Source organism: uncultured Bacteroides sp. (genome assembly GCF_910586915.1).
Taxonomy (GTDB): Bacteria; Bacteroidota; Bacteroidia; order Bacteroidales; family Bacteroidaceae; genus Bacteroides.
In genome coordinates, this window is the sequence record NZ_CAJULN010000002.1 from 151,817 (window position 1) to 176,138 (window position 24,322).

Sequence of the window (24,322 nt, forward strand, 5' to 3'; positions counted from 1 at the left end):
CAAACATGAAAAAAATATATTTATCATCCTTATTATTGGGATTATTAGCCATCAACACCGCTTGCGAAGATATTGATGAAAGTGCTATCTTCCAAGCTGATTTTCAGAAAATACTTATGCTGAAAACAAATGGAATAGTAGATTTAACCATTTACAAAACGGGCGAAAACTCTACTTACGAACTTTCAATTATGAAAAACGGTACTTCACCGGAAAAAACTGCGGAAGCTGTCATTTGTCCAATGAATAAAGAAGAACTGAAGGTTTACAATGAAACACGCGGTCTATCGCTTGAAGCATTACCGGAAAATTGCTATGAATTAGCCGGACAGGATATGTTTTTCAATACTAACGAAAGATATAAAAAAGTCAATCTGACATTACATACAAACAACATTGATGAATTGGCTGATACAGAAAAAGATTATGTGATTCCGTTAATTCTAAAAAGTGAGACAGATTCGGTAAGCAGTGCACAGAATATACTGATTGTCAGACCTAATGTGATTATACCGTCTGTTACCTTTACAAAAAAAGGATTACAAGCTCAATATTGCGGTAAAGGTACGACCACTCTGACCATTCCGTTAGAACTGCAAATAGAGAATAAGTGGGATTTCACTTGTACAGTCGGAGTTGATGAGACTAAGGCTGGAAATCATCCTCTATTACAAAATGGATATACATTGGAAAACAATGGTGTAGTAACTTTCAGCAAAGGTAACAAAACCGCTAATCTGACCGTCACTGTCAACAGAACGGAGACTACTGAATTAGATATGAATACTTACGTACTTCCTTTGGTTTTGCAAAGCATCAGCCTTGAAACATTCCAAAAAGACAACGATGCTTACCTGTTAGGAGTAAATTCAAAATTCCCGTTGGAAGCAAGTATGCTATCTACCAATGCTCAAGAGCCCTCCGAAGGTCCATTGGCCAATGTATTAGATGGAAAGATAGGAACATTCTTCCATAGTGCATGGAGTGTTGCGGTAGAAGGAAAACATTATGTACAAGTCAACTTACCGAACACCATATCGTCATTTATGTTCTCTTATACCAACAGAGATTCTAATGGAAACGCCGCATTAGCATGGTTTGATGTCGAAACAAGCAATGACGGACAAACATTCACTCCACTTAAGTCATATGCCTGGGATGCCGATTCACTTCCCGGCGGAAGTGCGGAAGTGTTCAACTCTACCAAACTGGAAAGTACGTCTCCGTTTAAGAGCATACGTTTTATCTGCAAACAAAACTGGACAGGTGGTGCATTTTTCGTATGGAGTGAATTCAGTTTATACGCTCTGTAAGTTCTTTCTAATCTTTAAATAAACAAATGCGAAATGAATAGTTATTCTATACAGGAATACTATTCATTTCCTTTTAAAATGAAACGGAATGAAACTAATACACATTATATCCAAAACCATATTCTGCCTGTCACTTGTCATCCTGATAGCTTGCAAAGACGATAATAAAGCCAATGCAACAAATATCTTTGAAATAGCCAGTGAAACATTAAACAAAGAATTAGACAAATCAGCTACAAGTTTCAGCATACCAGTCACCACCACGCTTTCCGTCAAAGAATGGGAAGTGGTATATACAGATAAGTGGCTGACTGCATTTCCATCTGCTGACCACATAAATGTATCAATACAAGAAAATACCGGAGATAAAAGAACAGCAACCATCAATGTGATTTCTCCCATTCGTAAATATACAATTACTATTACCCAATATGGCTCTAACGACGTAGTTGTAGATGCAGATATTCAAATAAAACCTTATGGCGGAAAAGCAAGCGAATACCAACCGGGATACGGTATCGAAAAATCCTATGACGGAAAATTCACGATTGACGGAACAGAGTCACACTATCACAGTCTATGGAACAATACCCAACTTCCCGTAACATTGGAATACTATTTCAGAGGTGATACGGAAATAGACTATTTCATCTATTACACACGCTCTGGAAATGGAAATTTCGGAGAGGTAGAAGTTTATACCTCTACAGATGAAGGAAGAAAAAACTATACCCTGCAAGGTAGCTACGACTTCAAAATGCAAAATAATCCATCCAAAGTTTCTTTCAAAAACAGCATAAAAGCTACCGGAATCAAATTTGTTGTAAAAAGCGGATTGGGCAACTTTGTGAGTTGCGACGAAATGCAGTTCTTTAAAACAAACACCGATAAAACCCTCGAAAATAAGCTATTGACCGTATTTACAGACATAACCTGTGCAGAATTGAAAAACGGAATAACCAATGAAGATATACAAGCATTGCCCAATAGTTATTTTATCCGCATTGCCGAAGCCTTAAAGAATAATACCTACGATGAATGGGAAAAGGAATTCCGCATACGCAACTACGAAGCATACAGCGATGTCAATATATGGGCAAACAAATTAATGACCAAGCATTACAGTTGCCTGGACAATCTGACAGGAATCTCCGTTGAACAAAACGATGAAATCATCGTTCTTGTAGGCGACACACACGGACAAGACGTATCTCTTCAATGCGTAGGAGAAGAAAGAACCAATTTCCTGGAAGATGCTCCCTATGTACAGACCGCCGCATCAGGTGATATCTACTACCTGAAACAAGGTGTCAACAAAATCACCGTACGCAACCGTGGACAATTGTTCGTAATGTACAACTGCGACCTGACTTCCAAGCCTGCTCCCATAAAGATACACATTCCGTTGGGTAGCGGAAAAGTATCAGGTTTCTTCGACCTGAAAGAGCACAAAACGGACGCCAAATATGCGGAATTGCTGTCGAAAGCCACCGACAAATACTTCGGAGTAAGAGGAAACAACATCATCTTCTACTTCCACCGGACAAAAATGCTGGAGCACGTGCGCAACAACATCCTTTCCGCCATCGAACTGTGGGACAACATCATCGGATGGGAACAAGAACTTATGGGTATCGACGACGTACGCCCAAGCCAGTTCAACAACCATCTCTTTGCCATTTCGCCGGAAGGTAGTTATATGTGGGCCTCCGATTACCGAATCGCATTCGTCTACACTTACTTAGGCAATATCCTGCTATACGACAACGTAATGGCCGCCGAGGACAATGCATGGGGCCCCGCCCACGAAATCGGACACATTCATCAAAAAGCCATCGACTGGGCAGGATGTACGGAATCGTCCAACAACCTGTTCTCAAACTTCATTATCTACAAATTAGGCAAATACAAATCACGCGGCAACGGACTGGTAGAGGTTGCCAACGCCAGATATCGCGACAAACAACTGTGGTATAATATGGGCGACGCCACCCACCAGGGCGAAGATACCGAAGTACATATGCGCATGAATTGGCAATTGTGGAATTATTACCATCGCTGCGGATATAAAACCAACTTCTGGCAAACACTCTTCAAACTCATGCGCGAAGAAGTGGGAGCAAGTTATGAGAACGACCCCGGACGCAAGCAATTGGAATTCGCCAAGATGGCAAGCAAAGCTGCCAACGAAAATCTGACGGACTTCTTCGAGATGTGGGGATTCTTCGGAACGGTCAGCACCAATATCTCCCAATATGGAGACTTCCAATACACCGTCACCCAACCCATGATTGACGAAGCAAAAAGATTCATGGAGCAATACCCACAGCCGAAACACGCTTTCCAATACATTGAGGACAGAAAGAAGAGTGAGTTCCCCACCAACGATTACCGTTACAACGAAGTCGGAGATGTAGGGTACTACACACAATTCCAAAACAATGTAAAAATCACGAAAGCAATAAGCGCCACCATCTCCGGCAATGCGGTCAGCATTCAAAACGGAGAAGAAGCTGTTGCGTTTGAAGTACGCGAAAGAAGCGAGAACGGAAAAATCCTCTATTTCTCCAACTCCTTCACATTCGATGTTCCGGCATCCATCTCCATGACAAATGCGAAAGTATTTGCCGTGCAGGCAGACGGAAAACGAGTGCCTCTCAACTAAGGGGGATATAAACTTAACACTGCAAATTACTTGTTGTTGCCCCCCATATGCAACAACAAGTAATTTTGCTTTTCTCCTTATTATATATGGATATTCGGCCTGCAACACGAATAAAAATAAAATTATTGCCTACAGATACACGTTATTGTCTAATTAATTACTACTTTTGACCCATCAAATGAGAAACGACAAATAACCCCCTATTTCAAAATTTTTAAAAACATGATGAAAAAGTTATTCACAGTCGCAGCACTCGGCCTTTTGTTAACTTGCCACATTAGCTGCACCTCACAGCAAAAAGCTCAAGAAGCATTTGCTCCTATCCAAGTAGAAACTCCTGCCCGCCCTGCCGGTCAAGAGGATGTAATCCAACTCGTTGCTCCTAAAATTGATACCGTACGCGTCGGTTTCATCGGATTAGGAATGCGTGGTCCCGGTGCCGTCGCACGCTGGACACACATCCCGGGAACTAAAATCGTAGCTTTGTGCGACCTTCTTCCCGAACGTGTGGAAAAATCACAGGAAATTCTGAAAAATGCCGGTCTGCCCGAAGCAGCATCTTACAGCGGTTCGGAAGATGCATGGAAACAACTTTGCGAACGTGAAGACATCGACCTCGTGTACATCGCAACAGACTGGAAACACCATACGGAAATGGGCGTTTACGCAATGGAACACGGCAAACACGTAGCTATCGAAGTACCTGCCGCAATGACGCTGGACGAAATCTGGCAGTTAATCAATACGTCGGAAAAGACTCGCAAGCACTGTATGCAGTTGGAGAACTGTGTATATGACTTCTTCGAACTGACTTCTCTGAACATGGCACAACAAGGTGTATTCGGTGAAGTGCTCCATGTAGAAGGTGCTTATATCCACAACCTGGAAGACTTCTGGGGTACATACTGGAACAATTGGCGTATGGACTACAACCACAAATTCCGTGGCGACGTTTACGCTACTCACGGTATGGGCCCGGCTTGCCAATTACTTGACATCCACCGTGGAGACCGCATGAAAACTTTGGTATCTATGGATACGAAAGCCCTGAACGGTCCGGCTTATATCAAGAAGCAGACAGGCGAAGAGGTGACCGATTTCCAGAACGGTGACCAGACTTCAACTTTGATTCGCACTGAAAACGGCAAGACTATGTTGATTCAACACAACGTAATGACTCCCCGCCCCTACAGCCGTATGTATCAGATAGTAGGTGCAGACGGTTACGCAAGCAAATATCCGACTCAGGAATACTGCCTGAGACCGTCACAAGTGAAATCGGACGATGTGCCCAACCACGAAAATCTGAACGCACACGGCTCCGTACCTGCTGATGTAAGAAAAGCATTGATGGACAAATACAAACACCCCATCCACGTAGAATTGGAAGAGACAGCCAAGAAAGTAGGCGGTCACGGTGGTATGGACTTCATCATGGATTATCGCTTGGCTTACTGCTTGCAGAACGGTCTGCCGTTGGATATGGACGTTTATGACCTTGCAGAATGGTGTTGCATGGCTGAACTTACCCGTATTTCAATCGAAAACAATTCGGCTCCGGTTGAAGTTCCCGATTTCACTCGCGGAAGTTGGAACAAGATACAGGGCTATCGTCACGCTTTTGTAAAATAACAAATCATATTTTCCTTTTTTGCACGGACGCTGCGCAACAATCCGGCTTTCTTTCGAAAGAAAGCCGGATTGTTCGTAGGTTCGTGCTTGAATATCTTATCAGAACATCATCATTGCAGGTTATGAAAACAGCAATTCTCAAACCTTCCAAACAGAATATTATCCGTGAAGCCAAAGATTACGTAATGATTGCCATCGGCATGATTTTATATGGTATCGGCTGGACAGTTTTCCTACTTCCTAATGATATCACCACCGGGGGAGTAGCGGGCATTGCTTCTATCATATTCTGGGGCACCGGTTTTCCCGTCCAATATACATACTTCACCATCAACTTCTTTCTGCTATTATTGGCACTCAAACTCTTGGGGCTGAAATTCTGCATCAAAACAATTTTCGGGGTTTTCACCCTGACATTCTTTCTGTCGGTTATCCAAAAGTTGGCAGGAGGTGCCAGCCTTCTTCAAGACCAGCCTTTCATGGCCTGTGTCATCGGAGCCTCTTTCTGCGGCGGCGGTATCGGGGTTGCCTTTTCGGCAAACGGTAGCACCGGAGGAACGGATATCATTGCAGCCATTATCAACAAGTACCGGGACATCACATTAGGAAGAGTCGTCTTAATCTGTGATATGATTATCATATCATCCAGTTATTTTGTCTTAAAAGACTGGGAAAAAGTAGTGTATGGATTCGTAACTCTTTATATTTGTAGTTTCGTACTCGACCAGGTAGTAAACAGCGCCCGGCAGTCTGTGCAGTTTTTCATCATTTCCAATAAATATGAGGAAATAGGAAAACGAATCAACGAATACCCGCACCGGGGAGTTACCATTATCAACGCAACCGGATTCTACACAGGACGAGAACAGAAAATGATGTTTGTATTAGCCAAGAAACGGGAATCTACCATTATCTTCCGGTTAATCAAAGACATCGACCCGAAAGCCTTTGTCTCGCAAAGCGCGGTTATCGGGGTATATGGAGAAGGATTTGACCATATTAAAGTGAAGTAAAAAAGAAAACAAAACCAATATTGAAAAACATGAAATTTCGATCACATTCCTTTTTATTAACCAACATTGTCATGGGAGTACTCTCCTTAATGCCCACCCATGCAACGGCTGATAATGTGAAAAAACCTTATTGGCAAGATGTACAGGTAGTAGCAGTCAATAAAGAGTATCCCCGCTCTTCGTTTATGACGTATGACAACCGGAACGATGCCATGAGCGGCAAATACGAACGAAGCAAATACTACCGGTTGCTAAATGGAACATGGAAGTTTTACTTTGTAGATTCTTACAAAAACCTTCCCGACAACATTACCGACCCCAATACCAGCACAGACGCATGGCACAACATCCAAGTGCCCGGCAACTGGGAACTGCAAGGACACGGAATAGCCATCTATACCAATCACGGCTATGAATTCAAAGCCCGCAACCCGCAGCCGCCCCTCTTGCCTGAAGCGACTCCGGTCGGCGTATATCGCCGCGACATTGACATTCCTGCCGATTGGGACGGAAGAGACATTTACCTGCACTTGGCAGGAGCCAAATCGGGTGTGTATGTTTACATCAACGGCAAAGAAGTGGGATATAGCGAAGATTCCAAGAATCCTGCCGAATTTTTAATCAACCCGTATGTGAAACCGGGAAAGAACGTGCTGACTCTGAAAATATTCCGTTGGAGCACTGGCTCTTACCTCGAATGTCAGGACTTCTGGCGCATGAGTGGTATTGAGCGTGATGTATATATCTATTCACAACCCAAAGTGGCAATCAGAGACTTCCGCGTTACATCTACGCTGGACGATACTTACAAAAACGGTATTTTCCGCCTGGCAATGGATGTACGCAACAATACTTCGGAAACATCTAAGAATTATACAATCGGATACAAGGTGATTGACCCGAAAACGGATAAAGAAATTGCCGGCTCCGAAATGAACACGGCTATCCGTGCCAACCAAACGATTCCTTGTTTTAATGAAATAAAGGTGAATGTCCCCAACGTAAAAACGTGGACTTCCGAACAACCCAACCTCTACAAGTTGCTGATGTATATCAAAGACGGAGACAAGTTTGTAGAAATAGTACCTTTCAACGTTGGTTTCCGCCGCATCGAAATCAAACCTACCGAACAGATAGCGGCAAACGGCAAACCCTATGTATGTCTGTTTATCAACGGCCAGCCGTTGAAACTGAAAGGTGTCAACATCCATGAGCACAACCCGGCAACAGGACACTATGTGACAGAAGAACTGATGCGCCGCGACTTTGAACTCATGAAACAGCACAACTTGAACAGTGTGCGTCTCTGCCACTATCCGCAAGACCGCCGTTTCTATGAACTCTGCGACGAATACGGATTGTATGTGTATGACGAGGCGAACATCGAAAGCCACGGAATGTATTACGACCTCCGCAAAGGCGGCTCATTGGGCAATAATCCCGAATGGCTGAAACCGCACATGGACCGCACCATCAATATGTTCGAACGCAACAAGAATTATCCGAGTGTCACTTTCTGGTCATTGGGTAATGAAGCCGGAAACGGATATAACTTCTATCAGACTTACCTTTGGGTGAAAGAGGCGGACAAAGACATCATGGCACGCCCCGTCAACTACGAACGTGCCCAATGGGAATGGAACTCCGATATGTACGTACCCCAATATCCGGGTGAAAGCTGGCTGGAAAGTATAGGAAAGAGCGGCAGCGACCGTCCAATAGCACCGTCCGAATATGCGCACGCTATGGGTAACTCCACCGGAAACCTGTGGGGACAATGGCAGGCCATCTATAAGTATCCGAACCTGCAGGGCGGATATATCTGGGACTGGGTGGATCAAGGTATCCTTCAAAAAGATAAGAACGGAAGAGAATACTGGGCTTACGGCGGCGACTTCGGCGTGGATATGCCCAGCGACGGTAACTTCCTTTGCAACGGTCTTGTCAATCCCGATCGCGGACCGCATCCGGCAATGGCCGAAGTGAAATATGTTCATCAGAATGTAGGCTTTGAAGCAACCGATGCCGCATCCGGCAAATTCAAGATTACCAACCGTTTCTACTTCACCAATCTGAAAAAGTATCAGATTCATTACAATATCGTTGCCAACGGTAAGAACATAAAGAGAGGAAAAGTTTCTTTGGACATCGCTCCGCAAGCATCCAAAGAGTTCACTGTGCCGGTAAACGGTCTGAAAGCACAGCCGGGAACCGAATATTTTGTCAATTTCAGCGTGACAACCACCGAGCCTGAACCTCTGATTCCAGTAGGATATGAAATTGCATACGACCAGTTCCAACTCCCTATCCACGCCCAGAAAGGAACATACAAAGTGAGTGGTCCCGCATTGAAAACATCGGCACAAGGAGATGAACTGATTGCCTCATCTTCCAAAGTCAATTTCGTATTCAACAAGAAAAGCGGATTGGTGACTTCTTACAAAGTAGACGGAACCGAGTATTTCAAAGACGGATTCGGTATCCAGCCGAACTTCTGGCGCGCCCCGAACGACAACGATTACGGAAACGGTGCTCCCAAGCGTCTGCAAGTATGGAAACAATCGAGCAAGAACTTCCATGTGACAGACGCCAGCATGACTACCGAAGGCAAAGTCGTTTCATTGAAAGTGAATTACCTGTTGGCTGCCGGCAATCTGTATGTAGTAACTTATAAGATTTATCCGAGCGGCGTAGTCAATGTAAACGCTACATTTACCTCTACAAATATGCAGGCGGCAGAAACCGAAGTTTCCGAAGCTACGCGTATGGCTACTTTCACCCCCGGAAGCGATGCGGCACGCAAGGCAGCCTCCAAACTGGAAGTTCCCCGTATCGGCGTACGTTTCCGTCTGCCGGCTCAGATGAATAACGTACAGTACTTCGGTCGCGGACCGGAAGAGAACTACATCGACCGCAACCACGGCACGCTGGTCGGAGTTTACAAGACAACGGCCGACAAGATGTATTTCAATTATGTTCGCCCGCAGGAAAACGGACACCATACAGACACCCGCTGGATTGCCTTGTCGCCCGACAAAGGCAACGGACTGGCCATCGTGGCTGACAGTCTTATCGGTTTCAACGCGCTCCGCAACTCTATCGAAGACTTCGACTCGGAAGAAGCTCTGCCCCACCCCTACCAATGGAACAACTTCACTCCGGAAGAGGTTGCCAATCATGATGAAAAAGCAGCCCGTAACGTATTGCGAAGAATGCATCACGTGAATGACATCACCCCGAGAGACTTTGTAGAAGTGTGCGTAGACATGAAACAGCAAGGAGTAGGCGGATACGACAGTTGGGGTGCGCGTCCGGAACCTTTCCATCAGATTCCCGCCAACCGCGAATACAACTGGGGATTCACCTTAGTACCCGTCCGTTCGGCAGGCCAGGCTAACGAAGCAGCCAAATACGATTATCAGTAACCTTATTATAAATTTTAAAGAAAAGATCCATGAAAGATTTATCTAACATTGTTGCGAAATTCAAAGTTCAGGGTACGGTAGAAGAAATCAAACCGTTGGGAGCAGGACTTATCAATGATACATACAAAGTGAACACGAAGGAAGCAGATGCTCCCGACTACGTGTTGCAACGTATCAACCACGCTATTTTCCAAAATGTGGAAATGCTCCAATCCAACATAGCGGCTGTCACAGGACATATACGCAAGAAACTGGCAGAAGCAGGAGAGTCGGACATCGACCGTAAAGTGTTGTCTTTCGTTGAAGCGGAAGAGGGCAAGACTTATTGGTTTGACGGCGACAGCTATTGGCGTGTGATGGTATTCATTCCGCGCGCCAAGACATACGAAACCGTAAATCCCGAATATTCCAACTATGCCGGCGAGGCTTTCGGAAACTTCCAGGCGATGCTGGCGGACATTCCGGAGACTTTGGGCGAGACCATCCCCGATTTCCACAACATGGAATTCCGTCTGCAACAACTGCGTGAAGCCGTTGCCGCCAATGCTGCCGGACGGGTAGCGGAAGTGCAGTATTTCCTGGACGAAATAGAAAAACGTGCAGACGAAATGTGCAAAGCCGAACGCTTGTACCGCGAAGGCAAACTGCCCAAACGGGTATGCCACTGCGACACGAAAGTAAACAACATGATGTTTGACGAAGAAGGCAAGGTGCTCTGCGTCATCGACCTGGATACGGTTATGCCGAGCTTCATTTTCTCCGACTACGGTGACTTCCTACGCACAGGAGCCAACACCGGCGACGAAGATGACAAAGACCTCGACCGCGTAAACTTCAATATGGAAATCTTCAAAGCCTTCACCAAAGGCTATCTGAAAGGAGCCAAATCGTTCCTGACACCGATTGAAATAGAGAATCTTCCGTATGCGGCAGCCTTGTTCCCCTATATGCAATGCGTGCGTTTCCTTGCCGACTACATCAATGGAGATACTTACTACAAGATTAAGTATCCGGAACACAACCTGGTGCGTACCAAAGCACAATTCAAACTGCTTCAAAGCGTAGAAGCACACACACCGGAGATGGTAGCGTTTATCAACGAGTGTCTGGCTAACGAATAAGAGAAGACGGAAAGAGAGGACTTTCAATTGAAAGTCCCGTTCTTCCAACGATAAATCAAGGGACGGCGGAGAAACGGTTTCAGTTTCTCTGCCGTTTCTTTTGACATATAGTCGGGAGTGGTAAGTGTGACGGTCAGTTCCGTATTGTCTTTATTGAAATCGGCTTTCATCAGGAGCACATCCGCCGAACGGCGCGCTTCGTCAAAAGCATAGACATCGGCCGAATCGGGGGCGTGGAGAAAATCATCCAATGCTGCGGGCAGGGTGAGGAACGGTGTCCCGTCCAACGGTTTCCAGTCGGTCGTATAAAAACGGACAGTACTGTCGCAGGCAGGAGCGCAAGCGGTGGAAACGGTACAGACAACGCTTGCCGTATCGTTCAGAGCCAGCACTTTCATCTGCCACGTGGTCTGCGGGGATATTTGCAGACGAATGTAATCTTTACCCAATTCGGTCATTTCCGACTTTTTCCCGAAGCGGTTCTCCACGCGGGCTTTCATCTTGCTTTCCAGAAAATCAATGCAGTCGGCACGATTGACCTTTGTCAGCAAAGGGCTCAAGGAATCGGGCATATTGATAAACAACGTTTTGGCTTCTTGCGCTCCAAGAGCAGCCGACGAAAACAGTCCGGCTACCGAGAAACATATGGCGATAAAAAGTCTATTCATTTTCATTTCAACATTTATTTAGTTCCCAAATATAAGAATATCATTCCGATTAACACCAGTATCAGGTCAATCGCTTTACTTTTTAAATTCTTTTCACGGAAGAAAAGAGCTCCGAAAATGAAGGAGACGATGACACTGCCGCGACGCACCATCGAAACGATGGAAATCATGGAATCGTCATAGCTCAGTGCGTAGAAGTAAGCAAAGTCTGCCGCCGAAAGGAAGATGGAAATCAGAAGAATCGTCCACTCCCAACGGAACGGGGTGGTAGACTTCCGCTTCGGCCACCAAAGCAGCAGCAGAACGGGACACATGATGAAAACTTGATAAACATTGTACCAGGACTGCACCAGCATCGGATTCAACTGCTTCATCAGATATTTGTCGTACAAGCCGCTGACGGCGCCTGCCACGGCTGCCAGTACGATAAAGAATATCCATTTGTCGTGCTTGAAGTCGATACCCTCCTTCTTCCCCGAACGGCTCAGCATAAAGAAGGAGACGATAGCCAGCAGCACCCCAATCCATTGATAGAGGTTCAGCCGCTCGCCAAACACAAGCATGGCTCCCACCAACACCATCACCGGACGCGTGGCATTAATCGGGCCTACGATGGTGAGAGGCAGATGCTTCATACCGAAATAACCGAATATCCAGGAAGACAATACGATGAACGACTTGACGATGATATATTTATGCTGTTCCCACCCCGCCACCGGAACGTTGAATATCGTGTCGCCAAGCAACGCGGGCCGACAGGCGGAGAGCAGAATAAACGGAAGAAAGATAAGACTGGAAAAGAGTGTGTTCAGAAACAGAACAGGAAGCACCGCATTGTCTTTCAGCGATTTCTTTTTGAACACATCATAAAATCCCAGCAAGGTTGCCGAGAGAAAAGCCAATAATAACCACATAAGGAGATTTATTATAATTACGATTCGGATTTGTCATTTACGGACGGCTGCCTGCAAACAGGCTTTCGGGATACTCTACATTGACCAGGAAAAGAGCATTGCCGGGTGCGGAAGTGCCCGCCTTGCAACGGTCTTGCTGTTCGATAACCCGGCGGAAGCCTTCGACAGACAGTTTTCCACGCCCCACTTCAATGAGCGTACCCACTATCGCACGCACCATGTTGCGCAAAAATCGGTCGGCACGGATGGTAAATACCCAGGTGGAAGCATCTTCCTGCGTCCATTCGGCTTGGGTGATGTGGCAGATATTTGTCTTGACGTCCGTATGCAGTTTGCTGAAACTCGTAAAATCGGTATATTCAAACAAGACGCGTGCCGCCTCGTTCATCTTTTCATAATCCAACGGGCTGAAAACACGGCAGCGATACTGACGGTTGAAAGGATGCTTCGCGGTGGTCACATAATACTTGTACGTCCTCGCCGTGGCATCAAAACGGGCGTGCGCGTCCGGTGCGACCCGGCGCACCCGGTAAACGGAAATATCCGGCGGAAGCAGACGGTTCAACTTGTCCGCAACAACATCCGTGTCCAACGGCGCTTCGGATTCAAAATGGGCAACCATCAAGGAGGCGTGTACGCCCGCATCCGTCCTGCCTGCTCCGACCACCTCGACTTCGTGGCGCAGAAAGGTGGAAAGTGCCTTCATCAAGCATTCCTGCACACTGATTCCGTTCGGTTGAATCTGCCAACCATGATAGTTGGTCCCGTCGTAAGCCAAATAAATAAAATACCTTTGCACGCTAATTCCTCGTTTTTTTGATTTTCGCCTGCAAAAGTAGTCATTTTATCCTAATTTATCTTTGTATTACCCCCACAAACCTGACATATTCGGAAAACGCATACGCCTTCGTGATTCCGCATCCGCGTTCAAACAGCATCCGGTTCGTTGCCCGTCCAGACCGCCTTTTCTCCCTATTCCTTTTTCGTTCCACTATAGTGGGACGAACGGAACACTATAGTTTCCCTTGCGTTCCACTATAGTGTTCCGCAAAGACAACTACAGTGGAACGCAATCAATCTGCCCAACGAACCGCATCCCGACAGGCAACCGGCAGAAAAGCCATACCGGCAGGAATTATTTCCGTAAACCCAAGAGATTCCGATGTTTTTCATATACCTTTGCGGGCAAAAACAGAAAATGACGATACACAAACTCCGTACCTTATCCCTGTTTTTGCTGCTTGCAGGAGCCACCGCCTTCACTTCGGGCTGCAAAAAGAAAGATATGTCGCTGAAACTGAACGAACCGCGCAACATCCGTGGAGTAGTCAGCTACAAACGCTCTTTCCCCGACCTGAACGACGCACACCTGAAAGCCGCCAAGACCATCGGCCTCCCCCCGCCTGCCGACCGCGAAGCGGCGGAAGCGATGAAAGAGAAACTCACGCATATTACCGGCAACGAACTGTATGCCGTAGACTCCCTGACACACTCCATCCCCTATCTCGTGCCCCGTGCCGCCGTGTTGCTCGATACGATTGGCGCCAACTTCCTCGACTCGCTCACCGCCAAAGGGCTGAATCCGAACCGGGTAATCGTCACCTCGGTGTTGCGCACCGAAAAGGATGTAGCCCGCCTTCGCCGCCGCAACAGAAACGCTTCGGCAAACTCGGCACACTGCTTCGGGGCTACGTTCGACATCAGTTGGAAACGCTTCAAAAAGGTAGAGGACAAAGACGGACGCCCTCTGCAAGACGTAAGCGCGGACACACTGAAACTCGTTCTGTCTGAGGTTTTAAGAGACTTGCGGAAGGCGGAAAAATGCTACGTGAAATATGAGTTGAAGCAGGGATGTTTCCACATCACCGCCCGATAACGGGGAGATGCGTGTAAAATGCAGTAAAATTCATCGCCCAAACAACCGGAGAATCCAAAACGTTTCATTAAATTTGCAGAAATTTTTTTCTTTAATACGATTGAATGATAGAGAAAGCAATTGTTCTTGAGGATGTTGATCCTGTTATTTTTTACGGCGTAAACAACGCCAACATACAGTTAATTAAAGCTTTATATCCAAAGCTGCGCATCGTTGCCCGTGGCAATGTCATCAAAGTGCTGGGCGATGAGGAAGAGATGTGCGCCTTTGAAGAAAACATCACCAAACTCGAAAAATACTGCGCCCAATACAACGCGCTGAAAGAAGAAGTCATCATCGACATCATAAAAGGGAATGCTCCACAAACGGAACAGAGCAGCAACGTGATTGTGTTCAGCGTCACGGGAAAGCCCATCATCCCCCGAAGCGAAAACCAGCAGAAACTTGTGGAAGGATTCGCCAAGAACGATATGGTATTCGCCATCGGCCCCGCAGGTTCGGGAAAGACGTACACCGCCATCGCCCTTGCCGTACGGGCGTTGAAGAACAAAGAAATCAAAAAAATTATCCTCAGCCGCCCCGCCGTAGAAGCGGGAGAGAAACTCGGCTTCCTGCCCGGCGACATGAAAGACAAGATAGACCCTTACCTGCAACCTCTGTACGATGCGCTTCAGGACATGATACCCGCCGCCAAGTTAAAGGAATACATGGAACTGAACATCATACAGATTGCCCCGCTGGCCTTCATGCGCGGACGCACACTGAACGACGCAGTCGTGATTCTCGACGAAGCGCAGAACACCACCGCCCAACAGATTAAGATGTTCCTCACCCGTATGGGCATGAACACCAAAATGATTGTGACGGGAGACATGACACAAATCGACCTGCCCGCCTCGCAAACTTCGGGACTGGTGCAGGCACTCCGCATACTGAAAGGGGTGAAAGGCATCAGTTTTGTCGAACTGAACCGGAAAGACATCGTGCGCCACAAACTGGTGGAACGCATCGTAGACGCTTATGAGAAATTCGACAAGGAAGCGAAAGCCGAACGGGAGAGACGGAAAAACGAAACTAATAATTTGTAATTACAGATAAGACAATGAAAGCATTAACAAAAACAGATTTCAACTTTCCGGGACAGAAAAGCGTGTACCACGGAAAAGTGCGCGATGTGTACAACATCAACGGCGAAAAACTCGTCATGGTAGCAACCGACCGCATTTCGGCCTTTGACGTAGTACTGCCCGAAGGTATTCCCTACAAAGGACAAATGCTGAACCAGATTGCAGCCAAATTCCTCGACGCCACTACCGACATCTGCCCGAACTGGAAACTGGCCACTCCAGACCCGATGGTTACGGTGGGCGTGATGTGCGAAGGTTTTCCGGTCGAAATGATTGTACGCGGCTACCTCTGTGGCAGCGCATGGCGTGCCTACAAAAGCGGCGTACGCGAAATATGCGGCGTGAAGTTGCCGGAGGGAATGCGTGAGAACGAAAAATTCCCCGAACCCATCATCACCCCGACTACCAAAGCCGAAATGGGACTGCACGACGAAGACATCTCCAAAGAGGAAATCCTGAAACAAGGACTGGCTACTCCCGAGGAGTATGAGGTGCTCGAAAAATATACATTGGCTCTCTTCAAACGCGGTACGGAAATCGCTGCGGAACGCGGACTGATTCTTGTCGACACGAAATACGAATTCGGCAAGCACAACGGCACCATCTATCTGATGGACGAAATCCATACGCCCGACTCCAGTCGCTATTTCTACTCCGAAGGCTACCAAGAACGCTTTGAGAAAGGCGAGCCGCAGAAACAGCTTTCCAAAGAATTTGTACGCGAATGGCTGATGGAAAACGGATTCCAGGGCAAAGAGGGTCAGCAGGTACCCGAAATGACACCGGCTATCGTGCAGAGCATCAGCGACCGCTACATCGAATTGTACGAAAACATCACCGGCGAGAAATTTGTGAAAGAAGATACAAGCAACATCGCCGAGCGTATCGAAAAGAACGTTTCATCCATGATTAACGGTTAAGCAGCAGCCGTCAATCGCCATCGAAAACAAGAAATGGACTACCCACAGCAACATATCAAACCTTACGACAAGGAGGGGAAAAAGAGCGAGCAGGTGGAGCGTATGTTCGACAACATCGCCCACGCTTACGACAGGTTGAACCACGCCCTCTCTTTGGGCATCGACCGCAGTTGGCGACGCAAAGCCATTGCCTGGCTGCACCCTTTCCAGCCGCAGCGCATGATGGACGTGGCAACCGGCACGGGAGATTTCGCCATCCTTGCCTGCCGCAAACTGCAACCTGCCGAACTAATCGGCACGGACATCTCGGAAGGTATGATGAACGTGGGACGCGAAAAAGTAAAGAAAGCGGGACTCTCGGACAAAATCTCTTTTGCCCGGGAGGACTGCACTTCTCTTTCTTTTGCCGACAATGACTTTGACGCCATTACCGTAGCATTCGGCATCCGCAACTTCGAGGACCTTGACAAAGGGCTTTCCGAAATGTGTCGGGTACTGAAACCGGGAGGACATCTCGTGATTTTAGAGCTTACCACCCCCGACCGCTTCCCGATGAAGCAACTGTTTGCCGTCTACTCCAAAGCCGTCATCCCATTGTTGGGCAAACTGCTCTCCAAAGACAACTGTGCCTACCGTTATCTGCCGGACACCATCAAGGTTTTTCCGCAAGGGGAAATCATGAAGGAAGTCATCGCACGCGCCGGATTCAGCAAAGTCCATTTCCGACGGCTCACATTCGGTATCTGCACGCTTTACACCGCAACAAAATAACGAATTACAATGATTGATTAATTTAATCCGTTCGTATCATGGAAAAATATGGTTTAATCGGTTACCCGCTCCGACATTCATTCTCCATCGGATATTTCAACGAGAAATTCAAGTCCGAAGATATCAATGCAGAATATGTGAACTTCGAGATTCCCAAAATCGACGAATTCACGGAAGTGATTGAAGCAAATCCCAACCTGTGTGGTCTGAACGTCACTATTCCTTACAAGGAACAAGTCATCCCCTTCTTGAGCGAGTTGGACCCCGACACGGCGAAAATCGGTGCGGTGAATGTAATCAAAATTATCCGCCAACCGAAAGGTAAAATAAAGTTGGTGGGATACAACTCCGACATCATCGGATTTACCCAATCCATACAACCTCTGTTGCAGTCTCATCACAAAAAAGCCCTGATTTTAGGCACCGGCGGAGCGTCGAAGGCTGTTTATCACGGTCTTAAGAATCTGGGAATCGAGAGTGTGTTCGTTTCGCGCACCCGCAAAGCGGACGGCGTACTGACCTACGAGGAACTGACCCCCGAAATCATGGCGGAATATACGGTCATTGTCAACTGTACTCCTGTCGGTATGTTTCCCAAAGTCGATTTCTGTCCCGACATCCCTTACGAGCTGCTGACTCCAAACCATTTGCTCTACGATTTGTTATATAATCCAAACGTAACCCTTTTCATGAAAAAGGGAGAAGCACAGGGTGCCGTTGTTAAAAACGGTCTTGAAATGTTGCTTCTTCAGGCCTTTGCCGCCTGGGAAATATGGCACAGATAAATTCTCTCTCCTACCCCTTTTTCAAGACGAGAGAGTAAAAAAAGGATAAGGTATTATTGATATGAAGAGAAAAGTAGTTTATAGCATTATCATCGTTTTGTTGGCAATAGCCGGCTGCATCGTCGGAGGAAGTTTTTATATGCTGAACTTCTCCCTGGTTCCCGACGCACAGCTATTGTCAAAGAATGCCGACTCTTATCCTTTCATGTACAAGCACTATCCTTTCCTGCGCCCGTGGGTAGACAGTCTGCGGCAAACGAATGCACTGAAAGATACTTTTATCGTCAATCCGGACGGACGGCAGCTTCATGCCTATTATGCCGCTGCTCCCAAGCCGACCGGGAAGACGGCAGTCATCGTGCACGGATATACGGACAACGCCGTCCGGATGTTTATGATTGGTTACCTGTACAACCGCGATTTGGGATACAACATCCTGCTCCCCGAGCTTCAACATCACGGAGCCAGCGAAGGTCCTGCTATCCAGATGGGATGGAAAGACCGCCTGGACGTATTGCAGTGGATGAACGTAGCCAATGCGGTGTTCGGCGACAGCACGCAGATGGTGGTACATGGAATTTCAATGGGTGCCGCAACCACCATGATGGTATCGGGCGAGAAACAGCAGCCTTTTGTAAAATGCTTCGTCGAGGACTGCGGCTATACCAGTGTATGGGACGAATTCGCCAACGAACTGAAGTCGTCTTTCCAACTTCCGCCTTTCCCGTTGATGTACACCACAAGCCTGCTATGCCAAAAGAAATACGGCTGGGGCTTCAAAGAGGCCTCTTCACTGAAACAAGTGGCAAAATGCAAACTGCCGATGTTGTTCATTCACGGAGATAAAGACACATACGTCCCGACATGGATGGTATATCCGCTCTACGAAGCCAAACCGGAACCTAAGGAACTCTGGATTGTACCGGGCGCCGACCATGCCGTTTCCTATCAGGAAAACAAACAGGAATATACCGATAAAGTCCGCAAGTTTGTCGAACGATACATTCACTGAAACCATTATGAAATCAATATTCAGCCTTCTCATCTTCACTTTCCTGCTGATTCCCTTGCAAGCGCGGGAGAAAGTATATACGATAGACAATCTTCCGAAGGTTCATCTGCAGAATAAAATGCAGTATGTGTGTAACCCTGCGGGAGTACTTTCGCAAGCTGCCTGCGACAACATTGACGCCATGCTGTATGCTTTGGAGCAGCAGACGGGTATCGAAACGGTAGTTGCCGCAGTGCCTTCCATCGGCGAGGAAAGTTGCTTCGACTTCTGCCACCAATTACTGAACCGATGGGGCGTAGGGAAAAAAGGCAAGGACAACGGCTTGGTGATATTGTTGGTTACGGACCAGCGTTGTATCCAGTTTTATACCGGCTACGGCTTGGAAGGTATCCTTCCCGATGCTATCTGCAAAAGGATTCAGACGCAATATATGATTCCTTATCTGAAGGACGGCAACTGGGATGCAGGAATGGTGGCAGGCCTGAAAGCCACCTGCCAACGGCTCGACGGCTCTATGGAGAACGATGCTCTTTCCGATTCGGGCGAAGGCGGTTCGTTCGATTTTATCCTCGCCCTCTTTTTCTTCATGCTGATTGGGGGAAGTACGGCCTTCTTTGCCGCACGCAAACAGAGCCGTTGCCCGAAATGCGGAAAACATACCCTGCAAAGAAGCGGTAGCAGGATAGTGTCGCGAAGAAACGGTGTGAGGACAGAAGACGTCACTTATACTTGTAGAAACTGCGGACACACCCTCCTACGGCGTCAGCAAAGTTACGAAAACGACTATCACCATCGCGGTGGCGGAGGAGGTCCGCTCATCGGCGGCAGAGGTTTCGGAGGCGGAGGCTTTGGCGGAGGCAGCTTCGGCGGCGGAATGGGTGGCGGAGGAGGTGCCGGTTCGCGGTTTTAAAAGAAGATTTGAAAATCAGATTATCAACATCAATAAAAACAAGAAACATGAAAAAGTCAATTATTATCATCTTAGCCATTGTAGCTGCCATTGCTATTTGGGCAATCGGCGTGCATAACAGCCTTGTAGATATGGAAGAGAACGTGAACGGGCAGTGGGCAAACGTAGAAACCCAATACCAGCGCCGCGCCGACCTGATTCCCAACCTGGTAAATACAGTGAAAGGGTATGCCACGCACGAAAAAGAGACGCTGGAAGGAGTGATTGCCGCACGTAGCCAGGCTACCCAGATAAAAGTGGATGCCGCCGACCTGACGCCGGAAAAACTCGCCCAATATCAACAAGCACAGGGTGCCGTGACTTCCGCATTGGGCAAACTGCTGGCCATCACCGAGAATTACCCGGACTTGAAAGCTAATCAGAACTTCCTTGAGCTACAGGCGCAACTGGAAGGCACCGAAAACCGCATCAATGTGGCGCGCAAGAACTTCAATGACGCCGCACAGGTTTACAACACCAATATCCGCCGCTTCCCGAAGAATATCTTCGCGGGAATGTTCGGTTTTGAAAAGAAAGCATACTTCCAGGCAGAAGAGGGCAGCGAGAAAGCTCCCAAAGTAGAGTTCTAAGCACAGCTTGAATTTTGCCCGGAAAAGTTTGCCGTTGGCTGACAAAGTATCCGTATCTCATCAGATACGAAAACTTTGTCAGCCAACGGCTTTTCCATTCAGATAGTTGGCTGTACGAAAAAAAAACAGTACTTTTGTAGCCGTATACAAAATAATTCTATAACTCATGAGTAATCAAAGATACATGATGCGCGGCGTGAGCGCATCCAAAGAAGATGTGCACAATGCCATCAAGAACATCGACAAAGGAATCTTCCCGAAAGCATTCTGCAAAATCATCCCCGATATATTGGGAGGTGACCCGGAATATTGCAATATCATGCACGCCGACGGCGCCGGAACCAAATCTTCCCTTGCTTATATGTACTGGAAAGAGACAGGCGACCTGTCCGTTTGGAAAGGAATCGCACAGGATGCTCTGATTATGAATATCGACGATCTGCTTTGCGTGGGAGCCGTAGACAATATCCTTGTCTCCTCCACCATCGGTCGCAATAAGCTGCTGATTCCGGGCGAGGTCATCTCCGCCATCATCAACGGAACAGACGAACTGCTTGCCGAACTCCGCGAAATGGGCGTAGGCGTATATGCCACCGGTGGCGAAACGGCCGATGTGGGCGACTTGGTACGCACCATCATTGTAGACTCTACCGTGACTTGCCGCATGAAGCGTTCGGACGTAATCGACAATGCCAATATCCGTCCGGGTGACGTGATTGTTGGCCTTGCTTCTTACGGACAGGCCACTTACGAAAAAGAATACAACGGCGGTATGGGCAGCAACGGCCTGACAAGTGCCCGCCACGACGTGTTCGGCAAATACCTTGCCGGGAAATATCCGGAAAGCTACGATGCGGCAGTGCCCGAAGAGTTGGTTTATTCGGGCAAACTGAATCTGACAGACAGCGTGGAAGATTCTCCGGTCGACGCAGGAAAGTTGGTGCTCTCTCCCACCCGTACCTATGCTCCGGTAGTGAAGAAACTGTTGGATGCTTTGCGCCCCGAAATCCACGGAATGGTGCACTGCTCGGGCGGCGCACAGACCAAAGTACTGCACTTTGTTGAAAATGTACGCGTTGTAAAAGACAACCTCTTCCCCGTTCCTCCCTTGTTCAAGACAATCCGCGAACAAAGCGGCACAGACTGGGCCGAAATGTATAAGGTGTTCAATATGGGACACCGTCTCGAAGTCTATCTGTCGCCGGAAAAAGCGGAAGAAGTAATCGCTATCTCCGAATCGTTCGGTATCCCGGCACAGATAGTAGGACGTGTCGAAGAATGTGCCCACACAGAGTTAATCATCAAGAGCGAATTCGGAGAATTCAGATATTAAAGAATGGCAGAAAACAGTACCATATTAGAGAAATTAGACGGACTTGTGGCCCGTTTTGAAGAAATATCGACTCTTATCACCGACCCGGCGGTCATTGCCGACCAGAAACGTTATGTCAAGCTGACTAAGGAATACAAGGAACTGGACGATTTGATGAAGGCACGCAAGGAATACATCCAATTGCTGGGCAACATCGAGGAGGCCAAGAATATCCTTGCCAACGAATCGGATGCCGATATGCGCGAAATGGCGAAAGAGGAGATGGACAGCAGCCAGGAACGGCTTCCGGTATTGGAAGAAGAAATCAAACTGATGCTTGTTCCTGCCGATCCGCAGGACAGCAAGAATGCAATTCTCGAAATCCGTGGCGGTGCCGGGGGCGACGAAGCGGCTATCTTTGCAGGCGACCTCTTCCGAATGTACGCCAAATTCTGCGAAACAAAGGGATGGAAACTGGAAGTGTCCAATGCCAACGAAGGAACAGCAGGTGGATTCAAGGAAATCGTTTGCAGCGTCACAGGCGACAATGTGTATGGAATTCTGAAATACGAATCGGGTGTACACCGCGTACAACGTGTCCCCGCCACAGAAACCCAGGGACGTGTGCATACCTCGGCAGCTTCGGTAGCCGTACTCCCCGAAGCGGAGGAATTTGATGTGGTCATCAACGAAGGCGAAATCAAATGGGATACTTTCCGAAGCGGGGGGGCCGGCGGACAGAACGTCAACAAGGTAGAATCGGGTGTACGCCTGCGTTATATCTGGAAGAATCCGAACACGGGAATTGCCGAAGAAATCCTGATAGAGTGTACCGAAACGCGCGACCAGCCGAAAAACAAGGAACGCGCATTGGTACGTCTCCGTACTTTTATCTACGACAAGGAACATCAGAAGTATATCGACGACATTGCTTCCAAACGCAAGACAATGGTATCGACCGGGGACCGCTCGGCCAAAATCCGTACCTACAATTATCCGCAAGGCCGCATCACTGACCACCGGATAAACTACACGATTTACAACCTTGCCGCCTTCATGGACGGAGACATCCAAGATTGTATCGACCACTTGATTGTGGCTGAAAATGCGGAAAGACTAAAAGAAAGCGAACTTTAAAAACTGTATTATAAAGATGGACAAGCAACAATTATTTGAAAACATAAAACGCAAGAAATCATTCCTCTGCGTGGGACTTGACACGGATATCAAGAAAATACCGGAACATCTGTTGAAAGAGGAAGACCCGATCTTCGCATTCAACAAAGCAATCATCGACGCGACGGCAGATTTGTGCATCGCCTACAAGCCTAACTTAGCCTTCTACGAAAGCATGGGAGTAAAAGGATGGATTGCTTTTGAAAAGACCGTTAAATATATCAAGGAGAATTATCCCGACCAGTTTATCATTGCCGATGCAAAACGTGGAGATATCGGAAACACTTCTACCATGTATGCCCGCACTTTCTTCGAAGAACTGGACATCGACTCTGTCACAGTGGCTCCGTATATGGGCGAGGACAGCGTCACTCCGTTCCTTACTTATGAAGGAAAATGGGTAATCCTGCTCGCACTGACTTCCAACAAGGGTTCGCACGACTTCCAGTTGACAGAAGACGCGAACGGCGAACGTTTGTTTGAGAAAGTATTGCGTAAATCACAGGAATGGGCAGGCGACGACCGCATGATGTATGTGGTAGGCGCCACGCAAGGACGCGCTTTCGAGGATATCCGCAAGATTGTGCCTGAACATTTTCTGCTTGTTCCCGGCGTAGGCGCACAAGGCGGCTCGCTCGAAGAGGTCTGCAAATATGGAATGAATAGTACCTGCGGCTTGATTGTCAATTCATCACGCGGCATCATTTACGTGGACAAAACAGAGAAATTTGCCGAAGCTGCCCGCAGCGCCGCACAAGAAGTACAGGCACAGATGGCGGAACAGTTGAAAGCAATAATTGCCGACTGACAGAGTGTCTTACGAAAGAAAGACAATCAATGACCCGGTTTCGGGTGGTTCATCAATATACCGAAGGGGCTGCTGTATGATATCGTACGGCATCCCCTTTTGCAACGTTTTACCCCCATCAAACAACACCCCGTCATTGCCTGAAAAGGTGAAGAAATACAATCTCTGCTACCAAAGATTGCATAGGCAGGTATAAAATATTCATGCAATCATACGGAAATCTGAAAAAAAAGTCCGTTATTTGT

At 47.4% G+C, this 24,322-nt stretch carries 20 protein-coding genes; 17 read left to right on the forward strand and 3 right to left on the reverse strand.

What is annotated here, in order from left to right; all coding sequences use genetic code 11:
* Window positions 1-5: 5 nt before the first annotated feature.
* From QZ331_RS01670 to QZ331_RS01695, 6 genes are all read left to right on the forward strand, one after another.
* Entirely contained in the window at window positions 6-1,313 is a 1,308-nt protein-coding gene (locus QZ331_RS01670; protein ID WP_294627446.1) for a DUF1735 domain-containing protein, read from the forward strand.
* An 88-nt stretch (window positions 1,314-1,401) separates the two neighbouring features.
* Window positions 1,402-3,978, forward strand: a complete 2,577-nt coding sequence (locus QZ331_RS01675) for a M60 family metallopeptidase (protein WP_294627448.1) — start codon at window positions 1,402-1,404, stop codon at window positions 3,976-3,978.
* A gap of 225 nt (window positions 3,979-4,203) precedes the next feature.
* Window positions 4,204-5,610, forward strand: coding sequence for a Gfo/Idh/MocA family oxidoreductase (locus QZ331_RS01680; protein ID WP_294627512.1), 1,407 nt, complete (start codon window positions 4,204-4,206; stop codon window positions 5,608-5,610).
* Between the two features lie 122 nt (window positions 5,611-5,732).
* Window positions 5,733-6,623: a YitT family protein gene (locus tag QZ331_RS01685; RefSeq protein ID WP_294627451.1), complete on the forward strand. Its 891-nt coding sequence runs from the start codon at window positions 5,733-5,735 to the stop codon at window positions 6,621-6,623.
* Between the two features lie 29 nt (window positions 6,624-6,652).
* Window positions 6,653-10,048 (forward strand): glycoside hydrolase family 2 TIM barrel-domain containing protein, encoded by a 3,396-nt coding sequence (locus QZ331_RS01690; RefSeq protein WP_294627453.1) that lies wholly within the window; start codon window positions 6,653-6,655, stop codon window positions 10,046-10,048.
* A gap of 29 nt (window positions 10,049-10,077) precedes the next feature.
* Entirely contained in the window at window positions 10,078-11,169 is a 1,092-nt protein-coding gene (locus QZ331_RS01695) for an aminoglycoside phosphotransferase family protein (protein ID WP_294627455.1), read from the forward strand.
* Window positions 11,170-11,192: 23 nt separating this feature from the next.
* Here the strand turns inward: QZ331_RS01695 and QZ331_RS01700 are convergent, their stop codons facing one another.
* From QZ331_RS01700 to truA, 3 genes are read right to left on the reverse strand one after another with little or no spacing between them, the layout of a single operon-like run.
* Complete coding sequence (locus QZ331_RS01700) at window positions 11,193-11,843, reverse strand: DUF3256 family protein (RefSeq protein ID WP_294627457.1); 651 nt, start codon at window positions 11,841-11,843, stop codon at window positions 11,193-11,195.
* Between the two features lie 8 nt (window positions 11,844-11,851).
* Window positions 11,852-12,751 (reverse strand): DMT family transporter, encoded by a 900-nt coding sequence (locus QZ331_RS01705; RefSeq protein ID WP_294627458.1) that lies wholly within the window; start codon window positions 12,749-12,751, stop codon window positions 11,852-11,854.
* A gap of 37 nt (window positions 12,752-12,788) precedes the next feature.
* The gene (gene truA, locus QZ331_RS01710; RefSeq protein ID WP_294627460.1) at window positions 12,789-13,550 is read right to left on the reverse strand and encodes a tRNA pseudouridine(38-40) synthase TruA; all 762 of its coding nucleotides are present in this window, start codon (window positions 13,548-13,550) and stop codon (window positions 12,789-12,791) included.
* A 399-nt stretch (window positions 13,551-13,949) separates the two neighbouring features.
* Here truA and QZ331_RS01715 point away from each other — a divergent pair, with 399 nt between their 5' ends.
* The 11 genes from QZ331_RS01715 to pyrF all read left to right on the forward strand — a co-directional run bounded on the left by QZ331_RS01715 (window position 13,950) and on the right by pyrF (window position 24,077).
* Complete coding sequence (locus QZ331_RS01715) at window positions 13,950-14,627, forward strand: DUF5715 family protein (protein ID WP_294627462.1); 678 nt, start codon at window positions 13,950-13,952, stop codon at window positions 14,625-14,627.
* A 104-nt stretch (window positions 14,628-14,731) separates the two neighbouring features.
* A complete protein-coding gene (locus QZ331_RS01720; RefSeq protein WP_294627464.1) occupies window positions 14,732-15,715 on the forward strand; it encodes a PhoH family protein in 984 nt (327 codons plus the stop codon).
* Between the two features lie 14 nt (window positions 15,716-15,729).
* The gene (locus QZ331_RS01725; RefSeq protein ID WP_294627466.1) at window positions 15,730-16,674 is read left to right on the forward strand and encodes a phosphoribosylaminoimidazolesuccinocarboxamide synthase; all 945 of its coding nucleotides are present in this window, start codon (window positions 15,730-15,732) and stop codon (window positions 16,672-16,674) included.
* 33 nt (window positions 16,675-16,707) lie between these two features.
* The gene (ubiE, locus tag QZ331_RS01730; protein ID WP_294627468.1) at window positions 16,708-17,445 is read left to right on the forward strand and encodes a bifunctional demethylmenaquinone methyltransferase/2-methoxy-6-polyprenyl-1,4-benzoquinol methylase UbiE; all 738 of its coding nucleotides are present in this window, start codon (window positions 16,708-16,710) and stop codon (window positions 17,443-17,445) included.
* A 38-nt stretch (window positions 17,446-17,483) separates the two neighbouring features.
* Window positions 17,484-18,230 (forward strand): shikimate dehydrogenase, encoded by a 747-nt coding sequence (locus QZ331_RS01735; RefSeq protein ID WP_294627470.1) that lies wholly within the window; start codon window positions 17,484-17,486, stop codon window positions 18,228-18,230.
* A gap of 61 nt (window positions 18,231-18,291) precedes the next feature.
* Window positions 18,292-19,242 (forward strand): alpha/beta hydrolase, encoded by a 951-nt coding sequence (locus QZ331_RS01740; protein ID WP_294627472.1) that lies wholly within the window; start codon window positions 18,292-18,294, stop codon window positions 19,240-19,242.
* Window positions 19,243-19,249: 7 nt separating this feature from the next.
* Entirely contained in the window at window positions 19,250-20,152 is a 903-nt protein-coding gene (locus tag QZ331_RS01745; RefSeq protein WP_294627474.1) for a TPM domain-containing protein, read from the forward strand.
* 47 nt (window positions 20,153-20,199) lie between these two features.
* A complete protein-coding gene (locus tag QZ331_RS01750) occupies window positions 20,200-20,781 on the forward strand; it encodes a LemA family protein (protein ID WP_294627476.1) in 582 nt (193 codons plus the stop codon).
* 166 nt (window positions 20,782-20,947) lie between these two features.
* A complete protein-coding gene (locus QZ331_RS01755) occupies window positions 20,948-22,114 on the forward strand; it encodes an AIR synthase-related protein (RefSeq protein WP_294627477.1) in 1,167 nt (388 codons plus the stop codon).
* Between the two features lie 3 nt (window positions 22,115-22,117).
* Complete coding sequence (gene prfA / locus QZ331_RS01760) at window positions 22,118-23,230, forward strand: peptide chain release factor 1 (RefSeq protein WP_294627478.1); 1,113 nt, start codon at window positions 22,118-22,120, stop codon at window positions 23,228-23,230.
* Between the two features lie 16 nt (window positions 23,231-23,246).
* Window positions 23,247-24,077: an orotidine-5'-phosphate decarboxylase gene (gene pyrF / locus QZ331_RS01765; protein ID WP_294627480.1), complete on the forward strand. Its 831-nt coding sequence runs from the start codon at window positions 23,247-23,249 to the stop codon at window positions 24,075-24,077.
* Window positions 24,078-24,322: the final 245 nt, after the last annotated feature.